This window comes from Nocardia sp. 149-1B, from assembly GCF_057747975.1.
On sequence record NZ_CM173233.1, the window covers coordinates 2,834,289 to 2,858,722 of the forward strand.

The 24,434-nt window shown below is 72.7% G+C and carries 18 protein-coding genes, 1 tRNA gene and 1 rRNA gene; 10 read left to right on the forward strand and 10 right to left on the reverse strand.

Features of this window, described 5'->3' with window-relative positions; genetic code table 11:
• Positions 1-10: 10 nt before the first annotated feature.
• Both AC3ANS_RS13660 and AC3ANS_RS13665 read left to right on the forward strand, forming a co-directional pair.
• The gene (locus tag AC3ANS_RS13660) at positions 11-3,142 is read left to right on the forward strand and encodes a hypothetical protein (RefSeq protein WP_488292136.1); all 3,132 of its coding nucleotides are present in this window, start codon (positions 11-13) and stop codon (positions 3,140-3,142) included.
• Entirely contained in the window at positions 3,139-5,847 is a 2,709-nt protein-coding gene (locus tag AC3ANS_RS13665) for an FtsX-like permease family protein (RefSeq protein WP_488292137.1), read from the forward strand. The genes AC3ANS_RS13660 and AC3ANS_RS13665 overlap by 4 nt, the downstream gene beginning before the upstream one ends.
• 132 nt (positions 5,848-5,979) lie before the next feature.
• Here the strand turns inward: AC3ANS_RS13665 and AC3ANS_RS13670 are convergent.
• The 4 genes from AC3ANS_RS13670 to AC3ANS_RS13685 all read right to left on the reverse strand — a co-directional run bounded on the left by AC3ANS_RS13670 (position 5,980) and on the right by AC3ANS_RS13685 (position 9,064).
• Positions 5,980-6,051: transfer RNA gene (locus tag AC3ANS_RS13670), tRNA-Val, on the reverse strand.
• Between the two features lie 242 nt (positions 6,052-6,293).
• Positions 6,294-6,770, reverse strand: a complete 477-nt coding sequence (locus tag AC3ANS_RS13675; RefSeq protein ID WP_488292138.1) for a peroxiredoxin — start codon at positions 6,768-6,770, stop codon at positions 6,294-6,296.
• A 121-nt stretch (positions 6,771-6,891) separates the two neighbouring features.
• Entirely contained in the window at positions 6,892-8,511 is a 1,620-nt protein-coding gene (locus AC3ANS_RS13680) for an AMP-binding protein (RefSeq protein ID WP_488292139.1), read from the reverse strand.
• Positions 8,512-8,620: 109 nt separating this feature from the next.
• Positions 8,621-9,064, reverse strand: coding sequence for a DUF3052 domain-containing protein (locus AC3ANS_RS13685; RefSeq protein WP_488292140.1), 444 nt, complete (start codon positions 9,062-9,064; stop codon positions 8,621-8,623).
• A 246-nt stretch (positions 9,065-9,310) separates the two neighbouring features.
• Between AC3ANS_RS13685 and aceE the strand changes: the two genes are divergently transcribed.
• Positions 9,311-12,046: a pyruvate dehydrogenase (acetyl-transferring), homodimeric type gene (gene aceE, locus AC3ANS_RS13690; RefSeq protein ID WP_488296498.1), complete on the forward strand. Its 2,736-nt coding sequence runs from the start codon at positions 9,311-9,313 to the stop codon at positions 12,044-12,046.
• Positions 12,047-12,312: 266 nt separating this feature from the next.
• Here aceE and AC3ANS_RS13695 read toward each other — a convergent pair whose 3' ends face one another.
• A complete protein-coding gene (locus AC3ANS_RS13695; RefSeq protein ID WP_488292141.1) occupies positions 12,313-13,257 on the reverse strand; it encodes an alpha/beta fold hydrolase in 945 nt (314 codons plus the stop codon).
• Between the two features lie 141 nt (positions 13,258-13,398).
• On the opposite strand from AC3ANS_RS13695, the gene AC3ANS_RS13700 reads away from it, so the two are divergent.
• From AC3ANS_RS13700 to AC3ANS_RS13730, 7 genes are all read left to right on the forward strand, one after another.
• The gene (locus AC3ANS_RS13700) at positions 13,399-14,586 is read left to right on the forward strand and encodes a PucR family transcriptional regulator (RefSeq protein ID WP_488292142.1); all 1,188 of its coding nucleotides are present in this window, start codon (positions 13,399-13,401) and stop codon (positions 14,584-14,586) included.
• Between the two features lie 90 nt (positions 14,587-14,676).
• Entirely contained in the window at positions 14,677-15,861 is a 1,185-nt protein-coding gene (locus AC3ANS_RS13705) for an acyltransferase domain-containing protein (protein ID WP_488292143.1), read from the forward strand.
• A gap of 1 nt (position 15,862) precedes the next feature.
• Complete coding sequence (locus AC3ANS_RS13710; protein ID WP_488292144.1) at positions 15,863-16,864, forward strand: beta-ketoacyl-ACP synthase III; 1,002 nt, start codon at positions 15,863-15,865, stop codon at positions 16,862-16,864.
• 53 nt (positions 16,865-16,917) lie between these two features.
• Positions 16,918-17,163, forward strand: coding sequence for an acyl carrier protein (locus tag AC3ANS_RS13715; protein WP_488292145.1), 246 nt, complete (start codon positions 16,918-16,920; stop codon positions 17,161-17,163).
• 82 nt (positions 17,164-17,245) lie between these two features.
• Positions 17,246-18,511 carry a beta-ketoacyl-[acyl-carrier-protein] synthase family protein gene (locus AC3ANS_RS13720; RefSeq protein WP_488292146.1) on the forward strand — a complete coding sequence of 422 codons (1,266 nt, stop codon included), beginning with the start codon at positions 17,246-17,248 and terminating at the stop codon, positions 18,509-18,511.
• A gap of 82 nt (positions 18,512-18,593) precedes the next feature.
• The gene (locus AC3ANS_RS13725) at positions 18,594-20,039 is read left to right on the forward strand and encodes an acyl-CoA carboxylase subunit beta (protein WP_488292147.1); all 1,446 of its coding nucleotides are present in this window, start codon (positions 18,594-18,596) and stop codon (positions 20,037-20,039) included.
• 81 nt (positions 20,040-20,120) lie between these two features.
• Positions 20,121-20,606, forward strand: a complete 486-nt coding sequence (locus tag AC3ANS_RS13730) for a hypothetical protein (RefSeq protein ID WP_488292148.1) — start codon at positions 20,121-20,123, stop codon at positions 20,604-20,606.
• A gap of 34 nt (positions 20,607-20,640) precedes the next feature.
• Here the strand turns inward: AC3ANS_RS13730 and AC3ANS_RS13735 are convergent, their stop codons facing one another.
• The 5 genes from AC3ANS_RS13735 to rrf form a co-directional block, all read right to left on the reverse strand.
• Positions 20,641-21,159, reverse strand: coding sequence for a DUF3145 domain-containing protein (locus tag AC3ANS_RS13735; RefSeq protein WP_488292149.1), 519 nt, complete (start codon positions 21,157-21,159; stop codon positions 20,641-20,643).
• 129 nt (positions 21,160-21,288) lie between these two features.
• Positions 21,289-22,221 carry an alpha/beta fold hydrolase gene (locus AC3ANS_RS13740; protein WP_488292150.1) on the reverse strand — a complete coding sequence of 311 codons (933 nt, stop codon included), beginning with the start codon at positions 22,219-22,221 and terminating at the stop codon, positions 21,289-21,291.
• 18 nt (positions 22,222-22,239) lie between these two features.
• Complete coding sequence (locus tag AC3ANS_RS13745; RefSeq protein ID WP_488292151.1) at positions 22,240-23,046, reverse strand: PP2C family protein-serine/threonine phosphatase; 807 nt, start codon at positions 23,044-23,046, stop codon at positions 22,240-22,242.
• 33 nt (positions 23,047-23,079) lie between these two features.
• A complete protein-coding gene (locus tag AC3ANS_RS13750) occupies positions 23,080-24,099 on the reverse strand; it encodes a hypothetical protein (RefSeq protein ID WP_488292152.1) in 1,020 nt (339 codons plus the stop codon).
• 88 nt (positions 24,100-24,187) lie between these two features.
• A 5S ribosomal RNA gene (rrf, locus tag AC3ANS_RS13755) occupies positions 24,188-24,304 on the reverse strand.
• Positions 24,305-24,434 lie beyond the last annotated feature (130 nt).

Here is a 24,434-nt window from a genome sequence, read left to right on the forward strand (position 1 = left end):
GCATGGAGGAATGCTCGCCGCGGTCGTCGGGCTGGTCGCGGCCGCCGCCTGCCTGGTCGGGGTCTGCACCCTGCTCCTGAGCTCGACCCAGACACGTGCCTTCCACGCCGAGGTCGAGCGCGCGCACCCCGACGACGTCGACGTGACGGCGTACCTCGTCGACCTCCCCGGCAGCGAGCTCGCGGACGCACGGTCCCGGGCCGAGCGGATCGTCTCCGACGTCCTGGCCCCGATGCGCCCGACCGTCACGGCCAGCGCGATCGGCGCGATGCGCCAGATCGACGCCGACCACGTGGCCTACCTGGCGACCGACGGCGACATCGACCAGCGCGCCGTGCTCACCTCGGGACGCTGGCCGAACGACTCGGACGCGGCTCGCCCCGAGACCGCGATCCCCGCCGCAGCCGCCCGCCTTCTGGGCCTGCGGCTGGGCGACACCGTGACGCTGGACCAGGAGCTGGGCCTGTCCGGGGTGTCGAGCGAGGCCGGGCCGCTGACCATCACGGTGGTCGGCACGTTCCGGCCCCGGCCCGGCCCGGGGTGGGACGCCGATCCGCTCGCGGGGCAGGGCTACACGACCTCGTGGGCCCACGGCATGACCTCTCCCGCGGCGTACGGGCCCTTCATGGTCGGCGACCAGGCCTTCCGCGACAGCCACTCCTACGTGACCGGGCTCCGCGTCACCGCCCACCCGACGCTCGCGCTGGCCGAGCGCACCACCCTGGACGACGCGGCGCGGGGCATCGGTCGCGCCTCGGCCCTCCTCACCGCCGGCGTCGGGGACCGTGTGCAGATCACCCGGGTGGGCTCGCGCCTCCCGGACACGCTCGAGCACATCGACGCCCAGCAGGCCACCACCCGATCGACCGTCTTGGTGGTGGTGCTGCTCGGGATGGTGCTCTCCATGGCGGCCGCCCTCCTCGCCGGATGGCTCGTCGCCTCGCGCCGCGACGAGGAGCGGGCACTGCTCGTCACGCTGGGGCTGAGCCGGCGCCAGCAGGTGACCGCCTCCCTGGTCGAGGCGGGGTTGCTGGCCGGTGCAGCCGCCCTCCTGGCTGTGCCGGCGGCGGCGATCACCCACTCCCTGCTGACCCACGGGGCCGCGCTGAGCGCGGCAGGCCTGACCCAGGGGCCGGCGGTCACGGTGCCGCTGGTGACGAGCGTGGTGGTCGGCAGCCTCCTGCTCACGCTGGCCCTGGTCCTCACCGCCCTCGACACCGGTACTGCGACGGACCGCAGCAGCCGGCACCGGGCGGCGCTCCGCGGTGGACTCGACCTCCTGCTCGCGGGCGTCGCGGTCGGCTGCTGGTGGCAGGTGCACGCCCAGCCGGCGACCGGAGCCAACGGCGACGTCGTCCTGACCTTGGCGCCGGTGCTGTGCCTGGCCGCGGTGACGATGCTGGCGGTCCGGCTGGTGCCGGTCGCGCTCGGTGCGGCCGCCCGTGTCGGCGGCCGGTCGCGGGGTCTGGTGCTCCCGCTCGCCGCCCAGCAGGCCGCCCGCCGCCCGCACGCGGGCACGGCGATGGTGGCGATCGCGGCGGCGGTCGCCGCCGGCACGTTCGGTCTCGGGCTGCGCACGACCTGGGAGCGGTCGCAGGAGGACCAGGCGGCGCTGCGCCTGGGCACCGATCTCACCCTCGTCCCGGCCGCGACGGCGGCGCGGCAGGCGACAGCGGCCGTCGAGTCTGCTGCGGAGCAGGGCTCCCTCGGTGGCGCGATCTCCCCGGTCGTCAGTCGGCCGCTGACCCTCGGGAGCTTCGTCGGGCAGGACGGCGCGGCTCCCGTGCTGGTCGGCGTCGACGCGACCCACGCGGGTGAGCTGCTGCGTGGGCGCCTCGACGACGGGAGCACCTGGGCACAGGTCGGCGACCTGATCGCACCGACGGCCCCGGTGCGCGGCATCGCGCTGCGCCCCGACGGCGCCGGCGTGCAGGTCGACGCGACCGCACCGGCGCGCGCCGACCTGCGGGTGACGGTGACGGCCGTCGTCCAGGATGCGGCCGGGATCCGCAGCTCGGTGAGCGCCGCACCCGTGGCCATGGACGGACGGACCCACCCCGTGTCCTGGCTCGGCGCCATCGATCCGGGTCAGCAGCTGGTCGGCGTCCGGCTGGAGCTCTCCGGTCCGAGCACCGCGATGGTCGCGGATCTGACCGTGTCGCTGCGGATCCCCGGAACCACCGGTCAGGCCGACGACGCCTCATGGGCCCGGATCCCGGCAGCGGCCAGCGCAGGCGACCTCTTGGCCTCGGCCGACGTCGGCGTCAGTCACGTCGGCACGGACACCGTGCTGACGGCGACCGCGACCGCCGACCTCTCCTACTTCAGCTACGCGACCAGCGAGCTCCTGGCGACCGCGATCCCGAACCCGCCGGTCGTGCCGGTGGCCGTGTCGCAGGACCTGGCCGACGCCGTGGACGCCCCGGTCGGCACCCGCCTGACCGGCAACCTGGACGGCACCGCGATCCCCTTCCAGGTCGCGGCGGTCGTGTCCGACGTCCCCTCCGCGCCCGGCCGGGCCGCCGTGCTCGTCGACGTCGACATGCTCAGCCGCGCGCTCGTCGACGCCGGCGACCTCGACCCCGGTTTCGACGCCTGGTGGATCGGCGCACCGTCGCCAGGAACGGCGCGGGCGGCGGATCAGCTGGACGTCGGCGAGGTCACGACCCGGAGCGAGGCGGCCGCCGAGCTCGCCACCGGTCCGCTGAGGGTCGCCCTGCCGACCGCCCTGCTGACCCTCGTCGCCGTCGCCGCGCTGATGCTCCTGCTGAGCGTCGGCCTGCTGCTGGCCAGCGACCGGCAGCGGCGTACGGCGGAGGTGTCCCGGCTCCGGGCCCTGGGTCTGGCTGCGCGGGACGCGCGTGTGGTCCTCTTCGCCGAGAACGCCGCGTTCCTCCTGCCCCTGATGGTCGTCGGCGCGCTCGCGGGCCGGGTCACCGCGGCCCTCGTGGGGCCTGGGCTGATCCGCTCCGACATCGGGAACCGGCCGGTCCCGGCCGCCGTCGAGGCCTGGCCGTGGGCGTCCGAGCTGCTGCTGCTCGGCGGATCGGCGCTCGGTGCGCTGGGGATCGCGATCGTCCTCACGTTCACCCACGTACGCCGAGCCGACCCCGCGCAGCTGCAGGCAGGAGAGGGCGGATGATCCCGCGGCCGACGTGGCACGGACCGACCATCCTCGGCCGGTTGCGCAGCGACGCCCCGCTCCTGGTCCTGGTCGGGCTCGTCGTGGCGGTGACGACCCTGCTGACCGCGGCCGTCCAGCCTCAGAGCGACCGGGCCGCCGACCGGGCCATCGCCGGGGTCGTGCGCGACGCCGGGCTGAGAGGCGCGGTCGTGGCCACGCTGCCACGAGACCCCTACGCCCCGGTCGCGACCACCCGGGACCCACGAGCACCGGAGGAGCTCCAGCGGGTCGCGGATCGCGCCCAGGCCGCCCTGCCGCCCGGACTGGCGAGCCTCCTGAGTCCCGGGGTGTCGACGGTCTCGACCCCGTCGCTGCACCTGCTGGACGGCGGCCCGGGCCGTGCGCTGCAGCTGACGTACGCCGTGACGCCGGGCGGCCCCCCGGCGGTCACCTATCTCGAGGGGGGTCCGCCGAGGCCGGGGACACGCGACCACGGGGGCGTCGTCGAGGTCGATCCCGGCGGGCCGCCGTGGCCCGTGCAGGTCGCGGTCTCCCAGCCGGTGGCCCAGGCTCTCGGTGTACGAGCCGGTGACCGCCTGCCGGCCGAGGACGACCAGCACCACCCGATCCGGATCCGGATCAGCGGCGTCTACACCGCGACCGACCCCGAGGACGCGGCGTGGCAGCTCGCGCCCGAGCTGCTCGACCCGGCGCGCGGCGTGTCCGAGGGGCTCGAGCTGGTCACGGGTGACGCCCTGGTCTCGCCCGAGTCGCTGCCGGACCTCCAGCTCGCCGTCGCCTCCAACGAGCTGGCCCAGCACATCACGTTCCTGCCCAGGCCGTCGGTGGTCCGCTGGCGCGACACCGACCCGCTGATCCGTGAGGTCGCGCACCTGCAGGTGACCTCCGACGGCGCCGTGGAGGGAGTCACCTGGGACAGCACGCTCGGCCAGGTGCTCGCCGATGGTCGCGACCAGGTCCGGGCAGCCCAGGGCCAGGCACGAGTCATCCTCGTCGGGCTGGTCGCGACCGCGCTGCTCGTCCTCGTGCTCGCGGCGCAGCTGTTGGTCCGCCGTCGGGCCGCGCCGATCGTGGTCGCCCGCGAGCGCGGCGCCTCGCTGCTGGAGATCGCCGGCGAGCTGCTCGTCGAGGCGCTCCTCGTCGCGGCGATCGGTACGGCGATCGGGCTCGCCTCCGCGCAGCGGCTGGCCGGCGGGATCGGCTGGGCGTGGTCGCTCCCCGTGCTCGTCGTCGGGGCGCTGGCGTCTCCGGTGCTCGGCACCGTCGCGGCGGCCCGCTCGACGAGCGTCCGCCGGGTCCCCGCGAACCGATCGGCCCGCCGGGCCCTCGAGCGGACCGATCGCCTGCGCCGACTGGCCATCGAGGGCACGGTGCTCGCCGCCGCCGGGTTGTCCCTCCTGGCCCTGCGCCAGCGCGGCGTCGTGCAGGACGGCGGCTCGGGAGGCCCGACGGTCGCCGCGGCGGCCACCCTGTGCGCCGCGGCCGGCTCCCTCGCCGTCCTGCGGCTGCTCTCCCCCGCGCTCCGTCTGGGACTGCGGGCGGCGCGCCGGTCGGACCGCGGCGTCGGACTGCTCGTCACGGCTCGGCTCGGCCAGACCGTGGGCCGGGTGCTCCCCGTCCTGGCCGTGTCGGTGGCGGTCGCCCAGCTCACGCTCGGCATCGCCTTGGCCGCGACCGAGCAGCAGGGGCAGGAGGCCGGAGCCCTGCTCGCGGTGGGCGGCGACGCCCGACTCTCCTCCACCTCCGCCCACGACCTCGAGGCGGCGGCCGACCAGGTCGCCGACGCACCAGGGGTGCGGACCGCGGTCGCGGCGCGGGTCGCGGACGGCGTGCAGCTCGTCTCGACCCGCGGCGCGTCGGCGGTGCGGGTGGTGGTCGTCGACGCCACCGCCTACGAGAAGCTGCTCTCGAGCAGCCCGCTGCCCGACGAGCCGGACCTGGCTCGGCTGGCCGGCGGGGACGCCGGCAACCACGACGACGACCGGGTACCGGCGCTGCTGCTCGGCGGTGCTGCCGACCTCCGCGACACCCCGACCCTGCACTGGGTGGGCTCGTCGGTCCGGCTCGACGTCGTCGGCGTCGCCCCCCGTGTGGAGGCCGCGAGCGAGCCCGTGGTCGTCGTCGACGCCGACGCGTTCGCGAGGGCCGGCGCCGCGGCGGCGCCCGACACCCTCTGGGCGGTCGGCCCCGGTGCCGCTGCTGCGCTGCGCGAGGTCGGCGGCGCCGACTCGAGCGTGGTGACGACGTACGCCGACGAGCTCGACGCCCGCCGCCACGCGCCACTCGCGTCCGCGCTCGTCCGGCTTGCCGCGGCCTCGTCGGTGCCGTTGCTGGTCTTCGCGATCCTCGCCGTCGTGCTCTCGACAGCGGCCGACGCCCCCGCCCGAAGCCAGTCACTGGGCCGGCTGCGCTCGCTCGGCCTGGCCGACAAGGACCTGCGGAAGGTCCTGGCGGGCGAGCTGCTGACCACGGTGACCGTCGCCGCCGTGGCGGGGATCGTGCTGGGCGTCGGCTGCGCGTTGGCGACGTTCGGGTCGCTGTCGTTGGAGCGGATCACGGGCCAGACGCTGACGCCCGACGTCGTCGTGCCGTGGTGGATCCTGCTGGGCGCGGGCCTCGTGGTGCTGAGCGCCGCGGCGGTCGCTCTCTCCGAGTGGCGCGCCTTGCGCCGGCGGGTGCTCGCCCAGCTGCTCCGCAGCTGAGGCCCCACCTGCGGTGGCCGTCGTGCGGTGACCCGCGCGGAGCCGCGCTCTCGGCGCGGCAGGTGGAGCCGTCCGACCCGAGCACGAGCCGACCACCATCGAGCCGGTCGCACCGGCGTACGACGACCCGCGTGCGCAGTGAGGGGATCGAACCCCCGACCATCCGCGTGTAAGGCGGACGCTCTACCGCTGAGCTAACTGCGCGAGCGCGCACACCCTACCCGGCCATGAGCCGCTGGCCCGCCTCGCACGCGCTGCGCAGCGCGTCCAGCCTCAGGTGGTCGCGGCCCGAAAATGAAGTTGAACCGCAGGCGTCTCGGGTCACCTGCGGTTCAACAAGGTCAACTTTAGAGGCGCCGTTCAAGTGGCGTCGCCGGATACGGCGAATTCCGCGGGTTTTCGCCCGGATCGGTCTAGACCGGAGCGTGGGAACGGGTGGATCGGCCTCAGACGACGGCGACGAGCTGCTTGAGGTGCTCGTCGAGGTCGCGCCCCTCAGGCATCGCGTTGTGGACCGACCAGCGCACCCGGCCCTCGCGGTCGATGACGTACGACGAGCGGCGCGGGCAGCCCTTGGCGTCGTCGAACACGTCGTAGGCGCGGGAGACCTCACCGTGCGGCCAGAAGTCCGACAGCAGCGGGAAGTTGAGCCCGTCCTGGTCGGCGAACGCACGCAGGGAGTAGACCGGGTCGCACGAGATCGCGAGCACCTCGGTCTCGAACGTCATGAACTCCGCGAGCCGGTCGCGGATGCCCGCCATCTCACCGGTGCACACCCCGGAGAACGCGTAGGGGTAGAAGAAGACGGCGACCGCCTTGCGCCCCCGGAACGAGGACAGCGTGACGTCCTGGCCGAACTGGTCACGCAGCGTGAAGTCGGGCGCCAGGCCGCCGAGCTCGAGTCCGTTCGCATCTGCGTCCACACCGCCATCCTCGCACCCGGCGGGGACACCGGCGCACCCGGCCGTCGACCGGTCGCCGGCCGGGTGCGAGGCGGGCGTGAGGCGGGCGTGAGCCGGCTGCCGGCCCGTGGTGGGCCGGGCGTCAGTCGGTGTCGAGATCGCGCTTGAGGACCTTGCCGGTGGCGTTGCGCGGCAGCTGGTCGATGAAGACGATGTCGCGCGGGACCTTGAACCGCGCCAGGTTCTGCTTCACCCAGTCCTGGAGCTCGGCCTCGGGGACCCGGCGGCTGACCACGACGAACGCCCGCAGCCGCTTGCCGAAGTCGGGGTCGTCGACGCCGACCGCGGCGACCTCGACGACGGCGTCGTGGCGCATCAGGCAGTCCTCGACCTCCTTGGGGAACACGTTCTCCCCGCCGGAGACGATCATCTCGTCGTCGCGGCCCTCCACGTGCAGCCGGCCGTCCTCGTCGAAGCGGCCCACGTCGCCGGTCGACATCAGCCCATCGACGACCTCCTTGTGGCCGCCGCCGGTGTAGCCCTCGAACAGCAGCCCGTTGCCGACGAAGATCCGTCCGGTCTCCCCCACCGGCAGCTCGCGGCCGTCCGGGTCGAGGATCTTCACGATCGTGGCGTACGGCGGCTTCCCCGCCGCCGACGGCGCCTCGCGCAGGTCCCGTGGGGTCGCGATCGAGGCGTAGGCGACCTCGGTGGAGCCGTAGATGTTGTAGAGGTTCTCGCCGAAGTGGTCCATCCAGTCGGTGGCCAGGTCGCCGGGCAGCGCCGAGCCGGAGGACGCCACCACCTTGACCCGTCCGAGGTCGTAGGAGTGCAGGGTCTCCTCGGGCAGCGCCATGATCCGCTGCAGCATCACCGGGATCACCACCAGCGAGTCGCAGCGCTCGTCCTGCGTCACCCGCAGGCACGTCTCGGGGTCGAACCGCCGCCGCAGCACGACCGTGGACCCGAGGAGCATCGACAGCGCGAGGTGCGCGAACCCCCAGGTGTGGAACAGCGGGGCGGCGATGTGGGTGCGCCAGCCGTAGCGCAGCGGCATCCTCGACAGCAACGACACCGCGGCGTCGATGCCGGCCTCGCTGCGAGGTGCGCCCTTGGGGGTGCCCGTGGTGCCGGAGGTGAGGATCACGATCCGGCCGTGCCGCTTGGCCGGAGCCACGTCGTCACCGGACCGGCCCGCGATCAGCGACTCCAGCGTCGGGTCGTCGCTCTCGTTCCCCGGGTCCGTCCACGCCAGGACCGACGTACCGACGTGCGCCTTGGCGAGCATGGCGGTGAACTCCTCGTCGTGCACGACGAGGACGGGCCGCTCCCGCTCGAGGACCTCGACCAGCTGCGGGCCCGCGAAGGCGGTGTTGAGGTAGAGGATGTCGGCGCCGAGCTTGGCCGTGGCGATGCTCGCGTCGACGAAACCGCGGTGGTTGCGGCACATCAGGGCGACGCTGTCGCCCTCGGAGACCCCGAGCTCGGCGAACGCGCGAGCCAGGGCGTTGGACCGGCTCTGGACCTCGGCGAAGGTCAACGACCCCAGCTCGTCGACCAGAGCCGTGCGACGGGGGTCGAGCAGCGCCGCGGCGGTGAAGCCACCCGCCGGACCGGTCCCCCAGTCCACGAGCGCCTTGGCGGCCTTGGCCAGCGCGACCGGGTTGTGGGGCCGGATGACCCCCGCCTCCCCCAGGACCTTGAGGGTGGTGCCGGTCGCCGAGGCGCCGGCGAGGGCCTTCTGGAGCACAACCTGGAGCACTGAGCGACACACTTCCTGACGGTCGGGCGACCCGGTACGACGACCGGCGGAGTGACCGGAGCAACGACCGGGCGACCCAGGGGTCTCGGCACCGGCCGGGTGAGCCGGCTTACGCCGGCGTCTTGGGCGCGATCAGCCGGGTCGCGGACCAGTCCTTGCTGACGGCCGCGGTGGTGGTCTGCGAGAGACCGGCGATCGGCGCGGCCTCGGCGATGTCGGCCGGGTCGACGGCGTTGGGGCGCCCCACCTTGGGCGTCAGCAGCCAGATGGCGCCGCCGCCCACGAGGTCGGTCAGCGCGTCGACGAGGCCGTCGACCAGGTCGCCGTCCTCGTCACGCCACCAGAGGAGCACCGCGTCCACGACGTTGCCGTAGTCGCCGTCGACCATGTCGGCGTCGATCCGGTCCTCGATCGCGGCCCGGAGCTGGTCGTCGGAGTCGTTGTCCCAGCCCAGCTCCTGGACGACCATGCCGGCCTTGAGGCCCAGCCGGTCGGCCGGACCAGTAGCAGGTCCGTCAGTCTGGGTGGACCCGCCACCCGGGGTCGAGCTCAAGTGCTGCCTCCATGTCTCACGTCGTCTCGCGTCGGCTCGCGTCTGACGAACTGGGGAGTAGTCCACAGGAGTTTGAGTGCGGGACGCAACCCGTGTCCACAGCAACCCGGCCCGGTGGCGGCTCCTCGATGACCACAGCATGGCACTACCGGCGGGTAAATTCATCGGTCTCCACGTGCGTGCGACGATGGGCGGGTGACCGAAGAACCAACCCCCACTTCCGGCACGGACAGCAAGCGGAGCGGCGTGATCCCGACCGTCATCCACGAAGGCCTGCCGACCCAGCTGCCCGACATCGACCCGGACGAGACCAACGACTGGATCGAGTCCTTCGACTCCCTCGTCGACGAGCGCGGACGAGAGCGCGCGCGCTACGTGATGCTGCGCCTGCTCGAGCGGGCGCGGGAGATGCAGGTCGGCGTGCCGGCACTGCGCAGCACCGACTACATCAACTCCATCCCCCCCGAGCGCGAGCCGTGGTTTCCGGGCGACGAGGACACCGAGCGCCGGATCCGGGCCTTCATCCGGTGGAACGCCGCCGTCATGGTCTCCAGCGCGAACCGCAAGGGCCTCGAGGTCGGCGGGCACATCGCGACGTACCAGTCCTCGGCGAGTCTCTACGAGGTCGGGTTCAACCACTTCTTCCGCGGCAAGGACCACCCCGGCGGCGGCGACCAGGTGTTCATCCAGGGCCACGCCTCCCCGGGCATGTACGCCCGGGCCTACCTCGAGGGCCGGCTGACCGAGACCCAGCTCTCCCGGTTCCGCCAGGAGGTCCAGCACGGCCCGCACGCCGGCCTGTCGTCGTACCCGCACCCCCGGCTGATGCCGGAGTTCTGGGAGTTCCCGACGGTCTCGATGGGCCTGACCTCGCTCAACTCGATCTACCAGGCGCGGTTCAACCGCTACCTGCACAACCGCGGCATCAAGGACACCAGCGACCAGCGCGTGTGGGCGTTCCTCGGCGACGGCGAGATGGGCGAGCCCGAGTCGCTCGGCGCGATCCGGGTCGCTGCTCGCGAGGAGCTCGACAACCTCGTCTGGGTCGTCAACTGCAACCTCCAGCAGCTCGACGGCCCGGTGACCGGCAACGGCAAGATCATCCAGGAGCTCGAGGCCAACTTCCGCGGCGCCGGCTGGAACGTCATCAAGGTCGTCTGGGGCCGCGAGTGGGACCAGCTGCTGGCCCGCGACGTCGACGGCGTCCTGGTCAACCGGATGAACACCACCCCCGACGGCGACTTCCAGACCTACTCCGTCGAGACCGGCGACTACATCCGCGAGAGCTTCTTCGGGGCCGACCCGCGGCTGCGCAAGATGGTCGAGCACATGAGCGACGACCAGATCCGCAAGCTGCCGCGCGGTGGCCACGACTACCGCAAGGTGTACGCCGCGTTCGACGCCGCGACCAAGCACGTCGGCCAGCCGACCGTGATCTTGGCCAAGACCGTCAAGGGCTGGACGATCGACGCCCTCGAGGGCCGCAACGCGACCCACCAGATGAAGAAGCTCACCCAGGACGACCTCAAGAAGTTCCGGGACCGCCTCTACCTCCCGATCTCCGACCAGCAGCTCGAGCGCACCTACGAGGAGACCGGGGCCGCGCCGTTCTTCCACCCCGGCGAGAACGCCCCCGAGATCGAGTACATGCTCGAGCGGCGTCGCCAGCTCGGCGGGTCGCTGCCCAAGCGGGTCCAGCGCGCCAAGCCCCTGACGCTGCCCGGCGACGAGATGTACGCCGAGCTCAAGAAGGGCTCCGGCAAGCACACGATCGCCACGACGATGGCCGTGGTCCGGCTGCTCAAGGACTGGATGAAGGACCCCGAGATCGGCAAGCGCATCGTGCCGATCGCGCCAGACGAGTACCGCACGTTCGGCATGGACGCGATGTTCCCCAGCGCGAAGGTCTACAACCCGGGCGGTCAGCAGTACGCCTCGGTCGACCGGAAACTGTTGCTCTCCTACAAGGAGTCCGCGCAGGGCCAGATGCTCCACGAGGGCATCTCCGAGGCCGGCGGGGTGGCGTCCGCGACGGCTGCGGGCTCGGCGTACTCCACGCACGGCGAGCACATGATCCCGTTCTTCATCTTCTACTCGATGTTCGGGTTCCAGCGCACCGGCGACTCGATCTGGGCGATGAGCGACCAGCTCGCCCGCGGCTTCCTGATCGGCGCCACCGCCGGCCGGACCACGCTGACCGGCGAGGGCCTCCAGCACGCCGACGGCCACTCCCCGCTGCTCGCGGCGAGCAACCCGGCGGTCGTGCACTACGATCCGGCGTTCGCCTACGAGGTCAGCCACGTCATGCAGTCGGGGCTGAAGCGGATGTACGGCGACGACGCCGAGGACGTGATCTTCTACATCACGGTCTACAACGAGCCCGTCCACCAGCCGGCCGAGCCCGAGGACGTCGACGTCGAGGGCATCCTCAAGGGCATCCACCACGTGGAGGCCGACCAGGGCGAGGGACCGCGCGTCCAGCTGCTCGCCTCGGGCGTCGGGTTCCCGTGGATCAAGGAGGCGCAGCGCCTGCTCCGCGAGGAGTGGGGCGTGAGCGCCGACACCTGGTCGGTGACCTCGTGGAACGAGCTGGCCCGCGACGGCGCGGCCGCGGAGGAGTGGAACCTCCTGCACCCGGGCGAGCGCCCGCGCACGGCGTACGTCACCGACAAGCTCAAGGACGTCGACGGTCCCGTCGTGGCGGTCTCCGACTACATGCGTGCGGTGCCGCTCCAGATCGCCCGCTGGGTGCCGCGCGACTACCGGGTCCTCGGCGCCGACGGCTACGGCTTCGCCGACACCCGCCCGGCCGCACGCCGGTTCTTCCACATCGACGCCCAGTCGGTCGTGGTGCAGGCGCTTCAGGCGCTCGCCGATGCCGGCCAGGTCGACCGGTCGAAGGTCGAGGAGGCGTTCGCGAAGTACCGCATCGACGACCCCACGGCCGTCGCCGGGGTCAAGCAGGAGGGAGGAGACGCGTGAGGTACGAACGCGTCAACTCCCTGCTGGTGGTCGAGCGAGCGGCGCGACTGAGCTAGCGAAGTCGCGACCCGCGTGTCGAGACCTGGCGGGGACGCCTGATCCGAGACGCGTCAGCGGATCGGATCGATGGTGGTCGAGCAGCGACCGGGGACGCGCCAGCGGACCCGACGGAGCGTGTCGAGACCCAGTAATTGACGCAGGGCGGTGACCACATGGTCGCCGCCCTGCGCACGTCCAGGGGTCTCGACAAGCTCGACCAGCGGGGACTACGCAGTGTCAGAGGACACCGAGCGCAGCCGGGGCGCGTTGCCGCCGGACTTGAGCAGCGCCCGGAACCGGGCCCGGGAGTACGTCGCGGGCTCGGTGGAGCGGATGAAGTCCTGGACGATCCGCGCAAAGCGGTGCGGGTGGTCCTTGTGCGGGAAGTGTCCGGCGTCGGGGATCACCTCGACCCGGGCGTTGGGGGCCACGGCCACGGCGTTGTTGGCGTGCCGCACCGGGATCACCCGGTCGTCGCGACCCCACACGACCCACATCGGCATCTCCTCGGTGAGGTAGGCCCGGTCGGCCATCGTGACGATCTGGCCCTGCCAGTCGACGACGGCCCGCACGACGTGCCGGATCGCGTGCCGCGCCGCAGGATCCTTGAACGTGTCGTAGATGTCGGCGACCTCGTCGAGGTCGTGGGTGACCTTCCACCCCGACCGGGCGGCGGCGCGGAGTCCGGCCATGCCGAGGTGGCGTACGCCGGGCAGCGTCAGCACCCCCATCACCTGGTGGAACCCGGGCGTGCTGATCGCGCGGATCCCCGGCGACACCTCGGGTCCGAGCCCACCCGAGGCGACCAGCATCAGCCGCTCGGTGCGCTCGGGGAACTGGTACGCGAACTGCATGGCGACCCCGCCGCCGAAGCTGTGGCCGATCACCGTCACCTTGTCGACCCCGAGCACGGTCAGCAGGTCGCGCATGCCGTTGGCGTAGCCGCCGAGCGTGTAGTCGGCCCGCGGCTTGTCCGACTGCCCGTGGCCGAGCAGGTCGGGTGCGATCACGGTGAAGCGGCGGCTGAGTGCCTCGATCACCGGGTCCCACGTCGTGTGGTCGCAGCCGAGGCCGTGCAGGAGCAGCACCACAGGACCGCTCCCCGCCTTGACGTAGGCCCGGCGGTGACCGTGGATCGTCACGAACTCCACGTCGTACCCGGTGCTGGCCACGCTGCCTCCTGTGGGGATGTCGCGGCGGACGTCTCCTTGGACGAGAGCGCGATTCAACCACGTGGGTACCCCGATCCGGGCCCGGAACCCCTTGATTTACCGGGGTTTTACCTCGGTGGAGCGCTCCACTAGCGTGGACCGGTGACTCCAGGCCAAGGCCTCGGCCCCCACCGGCGGGCCTCCGACGCGCTGCAACGGGCGACCGGGGCCCTCAGCACGGCTGCGATGGCCCGCATGGAGCAGGACATGCCGTGGTTCCGCGACCTCAGCGCACAGGACCGGTCCTGGGTCGGCATGATCGTGCAGGCGGGCATCCGCGGCTTCGTCGACTGGTACCGCCTGGCCGTCGACCAGCCGGCCCCCGGCTCCAACGAGATGGTCGCCTCGGTGTTCGGGGCGGCGCCGCGGGCGCTGGCCGGCGTGATCGACCTCCAGCAGACCGTCGGCCTGGTGCGGCTCTCCATCGAGGTCGTCGAGTCGAACGTCGACCAGCTCCTCGACCCCGAGGACGCCGCCGACGTCCGCGCCGCGGTGCTGCGCTACGCCCGTGAGGTCGCGTTCGCGACCGCCGAGGTCTATGCGCGGGCCGCCGAGGTCCGCGGGGCGTGGGACGACCGCCTGGAGGCACTCGTGGTGGACGCCGTGCTGCGCTCGGAGGCCGACGAGACCCTGCTCTCCCGGGCCAGCGCCCTGGGCTGGGCGGCCCGCGGCGACGTGGCCGTGGTGCTCGGGAGCGTCCCCGGCGCCCGCAGTGAGTCCGACACTTTCGACGACGTACGCCGGGTGGCGCGCGCCGCGGGCATGGACGCGCTCTGCGCGGTCCAGGGCGATCGGCTGGTCGTCCTGCTCGGCGGGGTCACCGACTCCCGGAACGCCGCCGCGACGATCACCGACCTCTTCGGCGACGGCCCGGTGATCGTGGGCCCGGTCGTCGCGGACCTCGCGCAGGCTCACGTGTCGGCGCGCGCCGCCCTCTCCGCGCACCGCGCCGCCGCCGGGTGGCCCGAGGCGCCGCGCCCGGTGCGCAGCGCGGAGCTCCTGCCCGAACGCGCGCTCGCCGGCGACGGCCACGCCCGGCGGCACCTGGTCGACGAGGTCTACCTCCCCTTGGTGCGCGCCCGCGGGACGCTGATCGAGACCATCGCGGCGTACTTCCAGCAGGGCGCCTCCATCGAGGCGACCGCCCGGACGCTCTTCGTGCACCCCAACACGGTCCGCTACCGGCTGCGCCAGATCGCCGAGCTGACCGGCTGCTCCCCCGGCGACCCTCGCGACGCGTTCACCCTCGAGATCGCTCTCGTGCTCGGCCGTCAGTCGGGCCGCGGCTGACGGAAGTTGTAGGAACCCTACAAAGTATCGACGGCCGATTCGTGCGCGGCTGAGGCGAGGTTCGCCCTGCGGTCCCGGCACAGTGGACGGGTGCTCGTCATCGTCGCTCCCGGCCAGGGTGCCCAGACCCCCGGCTTCCTCCGGCCGTGGCTCGAGGACCCGACGTTCGCCTCCCGCTTCGGGTGGCTCTCGACCGTCGCCGGCCTCGACCTCGCGCACTACGGCACCGAGGCCGACGCGGAGACCATCCGCGACACCTCGATCGCCCAGCCGTTGATCGTCGCCACCGGCCTGGTCGCGGCCCTCGAGCTGTTCCCCCACCCCGCCGACGCGTTCGAGCAGGTCGGCGCGGTCGCCGGCCACAGCGTGGGCGAGATCGCCGCGGCGGCCGGCGCGCGGGTGATCACGGCCGAGCAGGCGATGGTGCTGGTCCGCGAGCGCGGCAACGCCATGGCGCAGGCCGCCGCGGTCACCCCGACCGGCATGACCGCCGTGCTCGGCGGCGACCGCGACGAGGTCCTCGCCGCCCTCGACAAGCACGGCCTCACGCCCGCCAACGACAACGGCCCCGGCCAGATCGTCGCCGCCGGCACCCGCGAGCAGCTGGACGCGCTCGCCGCGGAGCCGCCCGCCAAGGCCCGGCTGATGCCGCTCAGCGTCGCCGGCGCGTTCCACACCCGCCACATGGAGCCGGCCGTCGGCCATCTCGCCGAGCTCGCCCGCTCGGTGTCCGTGCACGATCCCCGCACCCGCGTGATCTCCAACCGCGACGGGACCGTCGTCCACGACGGCCGCGACGTGCTGGCCCGGATCGTCGGCCAGATCGCCAGTCCGGTCCGCTGGGACCTGTGCCTGGAGACGATGGAGGACCTCGGCGTCACCGGCATCCTGGAGATGCCACCCGCGGGCACCCTCACCGGCATCGCGAAGCGCGCCCTCAAGGGCGTCGAGACGTTCGCCCTCAAGACCCCCGACCAGCTCGACGACGCCCGCGAGTTCTGCGCCAAGCACGGCGAGTCCTCCGGCATGGACACCAGCCCCACGTGGCGGATGGTGGTCTCGCCGGCCAAGGGGACGTTCCACCAGTCCGGCGAGGCCGCCGCCACCGACGTCCTCGAGCCCGGCGCCACGATCGGCGACGTCGCGAGCCTGCGCGACCGCACCCCGATCACCGCGGCCCACGGGGGCACGGTCGTCGAGTGGCTGGTCGAGGACGGCGACCTCGTCTCGCCCGGCCAGCCGCTGCTGCGCCTGCACCCCGAAGGAGCGTCCTGAGATGGCCACGATCGAGCAGCTCCAGGGAGCCCGGCACGCCGGCATCCTCGGTGTCGGTTCCTACCGCCCGTCACGGGTGATCCCCAACTCCGAGGTCGTCGACGCGATCGACTCCAGCGACGAGTGGATCCAGCAGCGCTCCGGCATCAAGCAGCGACGGTGGGCGACGCCCGAGGAGACCGTGCAGGTGATGTCGGTCGCGGCCGCCCGCAAGGCGCTCGAGCGCTCCGGTGTCGACGCCCGCCAGATCGACTGCGTGATCGTCGCGACCGTGACGCACATGATCCAGACCCCCGCGATCGCGACCGCCATCGCCCACGAGCTCGGCACCGACCAGGCGGCGGCGTTCGACATCTCGGCGGCGTGCGCCGGCTTCTGCCACGGCGTCGCCATGGCCGCGGACATGGTTCGCGGCGGCAGCGCGGGCCACGTGCTCGTGATCGGCGTCGAGCGGCTCTCCGACCTCACCGACGTCGGCGACCGGGGCACCGCCTTCATCTTCGCCGACGGCGCGGGTGCGGCCGTCGTGGGCCCGACCGACGCCCCGGGCATCGGCCCGGTCGTGTGGGGCTCCGACGGTGAGCAGTTCGAGCTGATCCGTCAGCGCGAGGACTGGCGCGAGGTGATCGCCAGCGACAACCCGCGGATGCCCCACCTGGTCATGCAGGGCAACGCGGTCTTCCGCTGGGCGTCGTACTCCATGGCCAAGATCGGCCAGCTCGCCCTGGACCGCGCCGGCATCGGCATCGACGACCTCGACGTGTTCGTGCCGCACCAGGCCAACATGCGCATCACCGACGCGATGGCGCGCGCCATGAAGCTCCCCGAGCGGGTCAAGATCGCCCGCGACATCGCCGAGCAGGGCAACACCTCGGCCGCGTCGATCCCGCTCGCCCTCGACCGGATGATCGAGGAGGGCGAGGCGCGCAGCGGCGACACGGCCCTCCTGATCGCCTTCGGTGCCGGCCTCGCGTACGCCGCGCAGGTCGTCATCGTCCCCTGATCCACCACGAGTTCCACACCTCACCAACCCCTCAACCGAAAGGCACCACCCCGATGGCAACGACCGAAGAGATCCGCACCGACCTCGCCGACATCGTCAACGAGGTCGCCGGCATCGACGCCGACGACGTGCAGCTCGACAAGTCCTTCGTCGACGACCTGGACGTGGACTCGCTGTCCATGGTCGAGGTGGTCGTCGCCGCCGAGGAGAAGTTCGGCGTCTCCATCCCCGACGACGAGGTCAAGAACCTCAAGACCGTCGGCGACGCCGTCGCCTTCATCGAGCGCGCCCAGGCCTGAGCCACCCGGCCGGCTCCCGAGCCGGTTCGAGACACCTGTCGACGACCCTGTCGACAAACCTGTCGACGTACCAAGGAGCAGCATGTCTTCCAAGCGAGTCGTCGTCACCGGACTCGGGGTCACCTCCCCGGTCGGAGGCGACGTGGCCAGCACGTGGGACGCCCTCATCAACGGGCGCTCCGGCGTACGCCGCCTGACCGACGACTGGGTCGAGGAGATGCCGGTCAAGATCGCCGGCCGGATCGCCGTCGAGCCCACCGAGATCCTCGAGCGGGTCAAGGCCCGCAGGCTGGACCGGTCCTCGCAGTTCGCGATGGTCGCGGCCATGCAGGCCTGGGCCGACGCGGGCCTCGAGGGTGCCGTCCAGGACGGCGGGCTCGACGGTGACCGGGTCGGGGTCGCGATGGCCTCCGGCATCGGCGGGGTCACCACGCTGCTCGACAACTACGACGCGCTGCGCGAGAAGGGCCCCCGCCGGGTGTCCCCCCTCGCGGTCCCGATGCTGATGCCGAACGCTCCGGCCGCCAACATCAGCCTGTACGCCGGGGCTCGGGCCGCGGTGAACACCCCCGTGTCGGCGTGCGCCTCGGGCAACGAGGCGATCGCGCTGGCGCTCGACCAGATCCGGCTCGGCCGCGCCGACGTGGTGCTCGCCGGGGGCACCGAGGCGGCGATCCACCCGCTGCCGATGGCGGCGTTCGCGAACATGATGGCGCTCTCCAAGACCGCCAGCGGCGACGACGGCCGGGACCCGGCCACGGTGTCTCGCCCGTGGGACACCGGCCGCGACGGCTTCGTCCTCGGCGAGGGCGCCGGTGTGCTCGTCCTGGAGTCCGAGGAGCACGCCCTCGCACGTGGCGCCCGGATCTACGCCACGGTGCTGGGCGCCGGCATCACCGCCGACTCCCACGACATCGCCCAGCCCGACCCCGCAGGTCGCGGCGGCAGCCGGGCGATCCTGCGCGCGCTGGCGGAGGCGGAGATCAGCCCGACCGACATCGCGCACATCAACGCCCACGCGACCTCGACGCCGCAGGGCGACATCGCCGAGGGTCTGATGATCCACGCGACGCTCGGCGCGCACGCCGACGAGGTGGTGGTCACCAGCACCAAGTCGATGACCGGCCACCTGCTCGGCGGCGCCGGCGCTCTGGAGTCGGTCGCGACGGTGCTGGCCCTCCACCACCGGGTCTCGCCCCCGACGATCAACCTCGACGACCTCGACCCCCAGGTCGAGCTCGACATCGCCACCAAGGCGCGCGACCTGCCGCTGGGCGACATCGCGGCGCTCAACAACTCCTTCGGCTTCGGCGGCGCCAACGTCGCCGTCGCATTCGGTTCCCACTGAACCACCCCACGAAGTTCTTCACTCCCCCGCTCCGCTCCTCCGTGAACAACTTCGGGGGGACCCCGGAAGGACCCACACGACTATGACCGCGACCACGGCGCCGAGCGCCCCCCGAACCGCCACCAAGCTCCCCCGGGAGCAGGACCCGCGCAACCCCGTCCACCGCCTCACGGCGCTGCTCGACGAGGGCACGCTGGAGCTGATCACCCCCGACGACGACTCCGGCATGCTCGCCGCGGTCGGCCAGGTCGGCGGGACCCGCGTCGTGGCGTTCTGCTCCGACGCAACCGTGATGGGCGGGGCCATGGGCGACGTGGGCTGCCGCGTGGTCGTGGACGCCTACCACCGCGCGATGACCGACCGGGTGCCGATCATCGGCCTGTGGCACTCCGGCGGTGCCCGGCTCGCCGAGGGCGTGCTCTCCCTGCACGCGGTCGGCCGCATCTTCCAGGTCATGACCCAGGCGTCGGGCAAGATCCCGCAGATCTCGGTCGTGCTCGGTCCGGCGGCCGGCGGCGCGGCGTACGGCCCGGCGCTCACCGACGTGGTGATCCTCGGCCCGGAGGGCCGCATCTTCGTGACCGGCCCCGACGTGGTCCGCTCGGTGACGGGCGAGGACGTCGACATGCTGCGTCTGGGCGGGCCGGAGCCGCACGGTCGCCGCTCCGGGGTCGTCCACATCCTCGCCGAGTCCGAGCGTGACGCGCTCGACCGTGCCCGTGACGTCGCCGGCCTGCTCGGGTCGCAGGGCCTGCTCGCCGTCCACGACGTCGAGGATCGCGACCTGGCGGCGATGCTCCCGGAGTCGAAGAAGCGCGCCTACGACGTGCACCCGCTGGTCGACTCGGTGCTCGACGAGGGCACCATGCAGGAGCTGCACGCCCGGTGGGCGCCCAACATCGTCACCGCGCTGGGTCGTCTGGGCGGCCGCACGGTCGGGGTGGTCGCGAACAATCCGCTGCGCCTCGGCGGCTGTCTCGACTCCCTCTCCGCGGAGAAGGCGTCGAGGTTCGTGCGCATGTGCGACGCCTTCGGGGTCCCCCTCGTCGTGCTCGTCGACGTGCCGGGCTACCTCCCCGGCGTCGGCCAGGAGTGGGACGGCGTGGTCCGCCGCGGCGCGAAGCTGCTGCACGCGTTCGGCGAGTGCGTGGTCCCCCGCGTCACCCTGATCACCCGCAAGACCTACGGCGGCGCGTACATCGCGATGAACGCCCGCTCGCTCGGCGCGACCAAGGTGTTCGCCTGGCCGGGCGCCGAGGTCGCCGTCATGGGTGCCGTGGCCGCGATCCGGGTGCTGCACCGCCGGCGGCTCGCCGAGGTCGCGCCGGACATCCGCCCCCAGGTCGAGGCGGAGCTGGCCGCTGAGCACGAGCGGATCGCCGGCGGCGTCGAGCGTGCCGTCGAGATCGGCGTGGTCGACGAGGTCGTCGAGCCGAGCGCGACCCGGAGCGCGATCGCCCGCGCCATCGACGAGGCCGTGCAGACCGACGGCGTACGCCGAGGCGCGCACGGCAACATCCCGCTCTGACCCGCGCCTGCGGTCACCCGGCGTGAGACCCGGCGTGACGAGTCGGCGTAACGGCTCAGCGCCTGCCGCGTTGGACCTTCCATGACGTCCGTCACACGCTGGACAGTGCTCCTCGCCGCCACCACGGTGGCCGCGGGGGCACTGACGGTCGTCCCTGCGGTGGCCGAGCAACCCTCCGACCCGGTCTCGGGGCTGGTCGGCGGGCTGGTCGGCCCACCGCAGCACCACGAGCGGCGCGACCGGTCCGACTACGGGCACACCAGTGCCCGCGACGGGACCCTCCGCTCCGGGTGCCGCAACTACTCCTACCGCTACGTGGTCACCACACCGTCGAGCGACTGGACGCTCGAGACATTCCTCGACGACCGCACCGGTGACACCATCGCCTCCGGCACCTACTCCTCCGACGCCGACCCCGCGAGCGACCGCGCACACTTCCGCTTCTGCCGCTACTCCACCTACGCCGGGCGCTTCACGATCCGCGCCAAGGTCAACTGGTACGACGACGCCGGCGGTGACCACAAGGTCTGGCTCGAGCCGACCCACTTCCGGCTGCGGCGCCCGTAGGTCGCCAGCCAGCTGCTGGTGCAGCGGGTCGCGCTCAGACCACCTGGTGGAGCCAGCGGACCGGGGCGCCCTCGCCGGCGTGCCGGAACGTCTCGAGCTCGTCGTCCCAGGGCTTGCCGAGCAGCTTGTCGATCTCGACGAGCAGCGTGGTGTCGCCCAGCGCTGCCTTGACGACGGCGGCCTTGAGCCGGTCCTCGGGGATCATGATGTCGCCGTGCAGGCCGGTGACGGCGTGGAAGACCCCCAGCTCGGGGGTGAAGGAGTAGCGGGCGCCCTCGGAGCCGGCGGTCGGCTCCTCGGTGATCTCGAAGCGCAGGTGGTTCCAGCCGCGCAGGGCGGAGGCGACGGACGCCGCGGCCCCGACCTCACCGGTCCACGACAGCTCGGCGCGATACGCACCCGTCTGCGCCGGCTGGGGCGTCCAGTCCAGGCTCACGGGCACGCCAAGCACTCCGCTGACGGCCCACTCGATGTGCGGGCACAGCGCGGAGGGCGCCGAGTGGACGTACAGGACGCCTCGCGTCGCGGCGCGGGTTGCAGTGCGTGCGGTCACCGTGACCTCCTCTATCTCCGGCGCGAGATGCGCCTTCCCCAGCGAGCTCACAGGAGATGGACGAGGCGTGAGTGACACGCGTGTAGTTGTGGCCACCATTGTGACCCATGAGACGCCGGAACGCCAGCGTCAGCGGGTCCGCACGGTCCCGGCGCCACGGGCCCGGTGCGGGCCGAGGTCGAGCAGGGTGTCGATGACGTCGTGGGCGATGCCGAGCCCGCCGAGGTGGCTCTCCCCGTCGATGACCGACATCGTCGCGTCCGGGAGCCGGTCCACCATGTGCTGACCGTGCCGGAACGGCACGATGTGGTCGGCGTCCCCGTGCCACCAGCGCACCGGGACCCGGACGTCGGCAGCCGAGAACCCCCAGTCGCGGGTGAACAGGATCAGGTCGGCCAGCGGCGCCGAGGTCTGGAACCGGCTGCCGTTGAGCAGGTCGTCGAGGAACATGGCCTTGAACTCCGGGCGGGCGAGCAGCGCCTTGTCCCCCGCCGGCTGCATCGCGGCGTAGAGGTCCAAGGCGGGGCCGGCCAGTGGCCGCACCAGCCGGATCGCCTGGGTGAGCGTGAAGCCGAGAGGCAGGCGCGCCGCCGTCAGCACGGGCGCGACGTGTACGGCGAGCTGGATGATGCCACCCTCGGCGGCGTCCGGCCCACGGGTCGGCGCGACGCCACCCAGCACCCCGACCCCGTGCACCCGGTCGGGCAGCGCGGCGCCGGCCGCAAGCGCGTAGGGGCCGCCCCCGGACAGGCCGATCAGCCGAACGGTGTCGATGGCGAGGGTCTCGAGGAACAGCTCGAGGTCGTGGGTCCAGTCGAGGATGTCGGGGTAGAGGTGGGGCGTCGAGCTCCCGATGCCGGGGCGGTCGATCCCGATGATCCGCACGCCGCGCTGGTCGGCGTACTCCCGTGCCCCGAGGGGGATCTGCCGGCGCGCCCCCGGGGTCCCGTGCATCCAGATGATCACCGGACCGCGGCGGGGGCCGTACTCCGCGAAGCTCAGCCGACGGCCGTCGCGCACGGCGACGGTGCCCTCGAGGGCCGGCCTCCTGACGTTCCCCACGTCGAGGAGTGTCGCACGTCACCGTCCGGAGCGGACCGCTCCCGGGTCGACGATGTTCACGATGTCCCGCACCGCCCCGAGCAGCTGGCCGTCGCCGACGACGATCGGGCCGTCGACCACGTCGAGCACGACCGCGGTGACGTTGTCGCGGCCGCCGGCGGCCAGAGCCGCCCGGGTGAGCACCGCGGCGGCGGAATGGGGGTCGTCGACCGTCACCAGCTCGGCGATCTCGGACTCCGGCACCAGGTCCGAGAGCCCGTCACTGCACAGCAGCAGACGATCCCCGGGCGCCAGCGCGAGCGGCATCAGGTCCACGCCCTCGTGGACGGGGTCACCGTCGAGCGAGCGCAGCACGACGTTGCGCCAGGGGTGTCGCGGGACCTCCTCGGGCTTGAGCTGCCCCGCGGCCACCAGGCGCTGCACGTACGTGTGGTCGGTCGTGAGCCGGGTCAGCTCGCCACCGCGGCTGAGGTAGGCGCGCGAGTCGCCGACATGGGCGAGCACCGCTCGCCGGCCGTCGCAGACGACCGCGGTGAGCGTGGTCGCCATGCCCAGGCGGGCCAGGTCACCCTGGATCCCGCGCCGGATGCTGGTCCGCGCAGCCTCGACGCCGTCCAGGAGCAGAGCTTCGGGCTCCTCGCCCATCCGGGCGAGCACGGTGGCGGCGAGGGCGTACGCCGCCGTCGCCGAGGCCACCTCACCGGCGGCCGCACCACCGACACCGTCGGCGACCACCGCGACGTACGGGCCGACGAACGCGGAGTCCTCGTTCTCGGAGCGCACCAAGCCCACGTCACTGACGCCGGCACCTGAGAATCGCAGCATCGTGGAGGCCTCCTCACCTCGGCGCGGTGGAGTCTAGCCGAGCCGCTTCTCGAGGGCCTCGGCTCGCTCGTCGGCGTCCGTCAGCTGCTCGCTGTCGATCGCGTGCGTGCGGTGGAACCACGCCAGGGCGTCCTGCTCGCGACCGGCCGCCTCGAGAGTGTCCGCGTAGGCGTAACGCAGGCGCACCACCCACGACGACCGGCTTTTCGACGCCAGCGGGGCCAGCTCCAGCGTGCGCAGCGCGGCGTCCAGCTGACCGAGGTCGCGCCGGGCGCCGGCCTCGACGATCGTCATCTCGGCCTTGGCCTCCGGGGCGAAGTTCGCCACCGAGGGGCTCTTGGCCAGCTTGAGCGCGTCCTGGGGCTTGCCCAGGGCGCGGTGACAGTCGGCCATGATCGGCAGGTACGCAGTGGCGCCGTTCATCCGCTTCGCGGCCCGCAGCTCGGCCAACGCCTCGGCGTAGTGCCCAGCCGCGTAGGCCGCCTCACCGGTCGCCTCACGGACGACCGCGAGCCGGGGCACGCGGGCACGCGCGGCCAGCGTGTGCTGGTACGCCGTCTCCGGGTCGTCGTCCAGGAGCACGCCAGCGGCAGCGAGGTGACGAGCGACCCGCGCGGCGAGCTTCTCTGGCAGGCCCTTGAGCTGAGCCGTGATCGAGCGGTCCAGCTCGGCCCCGGTGATGTCGGCCGGGATCTCCGGTCCGTCGTAGCGGGCCTGCTCGGCGGTGCGGTCCTCCTGCTTGTCAGCAGGGCGCTTCCAGTCGTTCTTGCGTCCCGGGCGGTCGCCCTGCTTGCGGTCGGCCTGCTTCGCGGGCCGGGCCCCGGGGCCACGTCGCTCCTTGCGCTCAGCGCTCGCGGCGCGGTCGCTCTCCGGGCTCCAGCGCTGCCCGCGCTCGGAGGACTTCGCCGACGACGGGCGCCCCTGGCCGGTGGGCCGCTTCCCCGTGGGCTTGCCCGACGACGTTCCCGTCGGCCGTCCGGTCGACCTACCCGTCGGCTTGCCCGCGGGCTTCCCGCCACCGGCGGGCTTCTGGTTGCGACGCTGCTCGGCCACGGCTCCTGCTCCTGCTCCTGCGCCGCGCGGCGGCGCTCGCTGTAAATGAACGTAGGGGCCACCTGACGGTGGCCCCTACGAAGTGTATGTCCGGCGGCGTCCTACTCTCCCACAGCCTCTCGGTTGCAGTACCATCGGCGCTGAAAGGCTTAACTTCCGGGTTCGGGATGGGACCGGGTGTTTCCCTTTCGCTATGGCCGCCGTAACTCTTGCGGATCCCACATCTGGTGTGTGTTCACAAATGTGGTGTTCCAAGCCATTGTTCTGTTATGTGTGCATAACAGTTGTGTGTGTTGGATCGTGGACGCGAGGCGCTTTGGTAGGTTTTGTTGAGG

Bases quoted from the DNA above. Each gene is read 5' to 3' on its own strand.
- AC3ANS_RS13660 (WP_488292136.1), top strand. From the start codon at position 11: ATGCTCGCCGCGGTCGTCGGGCTGGTCGCGGCCGCCGCCTGCCTGGTC.
- AC3ANS_RS13665 (WP_488292137.1), top strand. From the start codon at position 3,139: ATGATCCCGCGGCCGACGTGGCACGGACCGACCATCCTCGGCCGGTTG.
- AC3ANS_RS13710 (WP_488292144.1), top strand. From the start codon at position 15,863: ATGGCCACGATCGAGCAGCTCCAGGGAGCCCGGCACGCCGGCATCCTC.
- AC3ANS_RS13715 (WP_488292145.1), top strand. From the start codon at position 16,918: ATGGCAACGACCGAAGAGATCCGCACCGACCTCGCCGACATCGTCAAC.
- AC3ANS_RS13720 (WP_488292146.1), top strand. From the start codon at position 17,246: ATGTCTTCCAAGCGAGTCGTCGTCACCGGACTCGGGGTCACCTCCCCG.
- AC3ANS_RS13725 (WP_488292147.1), top strand. From the start codon at position 18,594: ATGACCGCGACCACGGCGCCGAGCGCCCCCCGAACCGCCACCAAGCTC.
- AC3ANS_RS13730 (WP_488292148.1), top strand. From the start codon at position 20,121: ATGACGTCCGTCACACGCTGGACAGTGCTCCTCGCCGCCACCACGGTG.
- AC3ANS_RS13745 (WP_488292151.1), bottom strand. From the start codon at position 23,046: ATGCTGCGATTCTCAGGTGCCGGCGTCAGTGACGTGGGCTTGGTGCGC.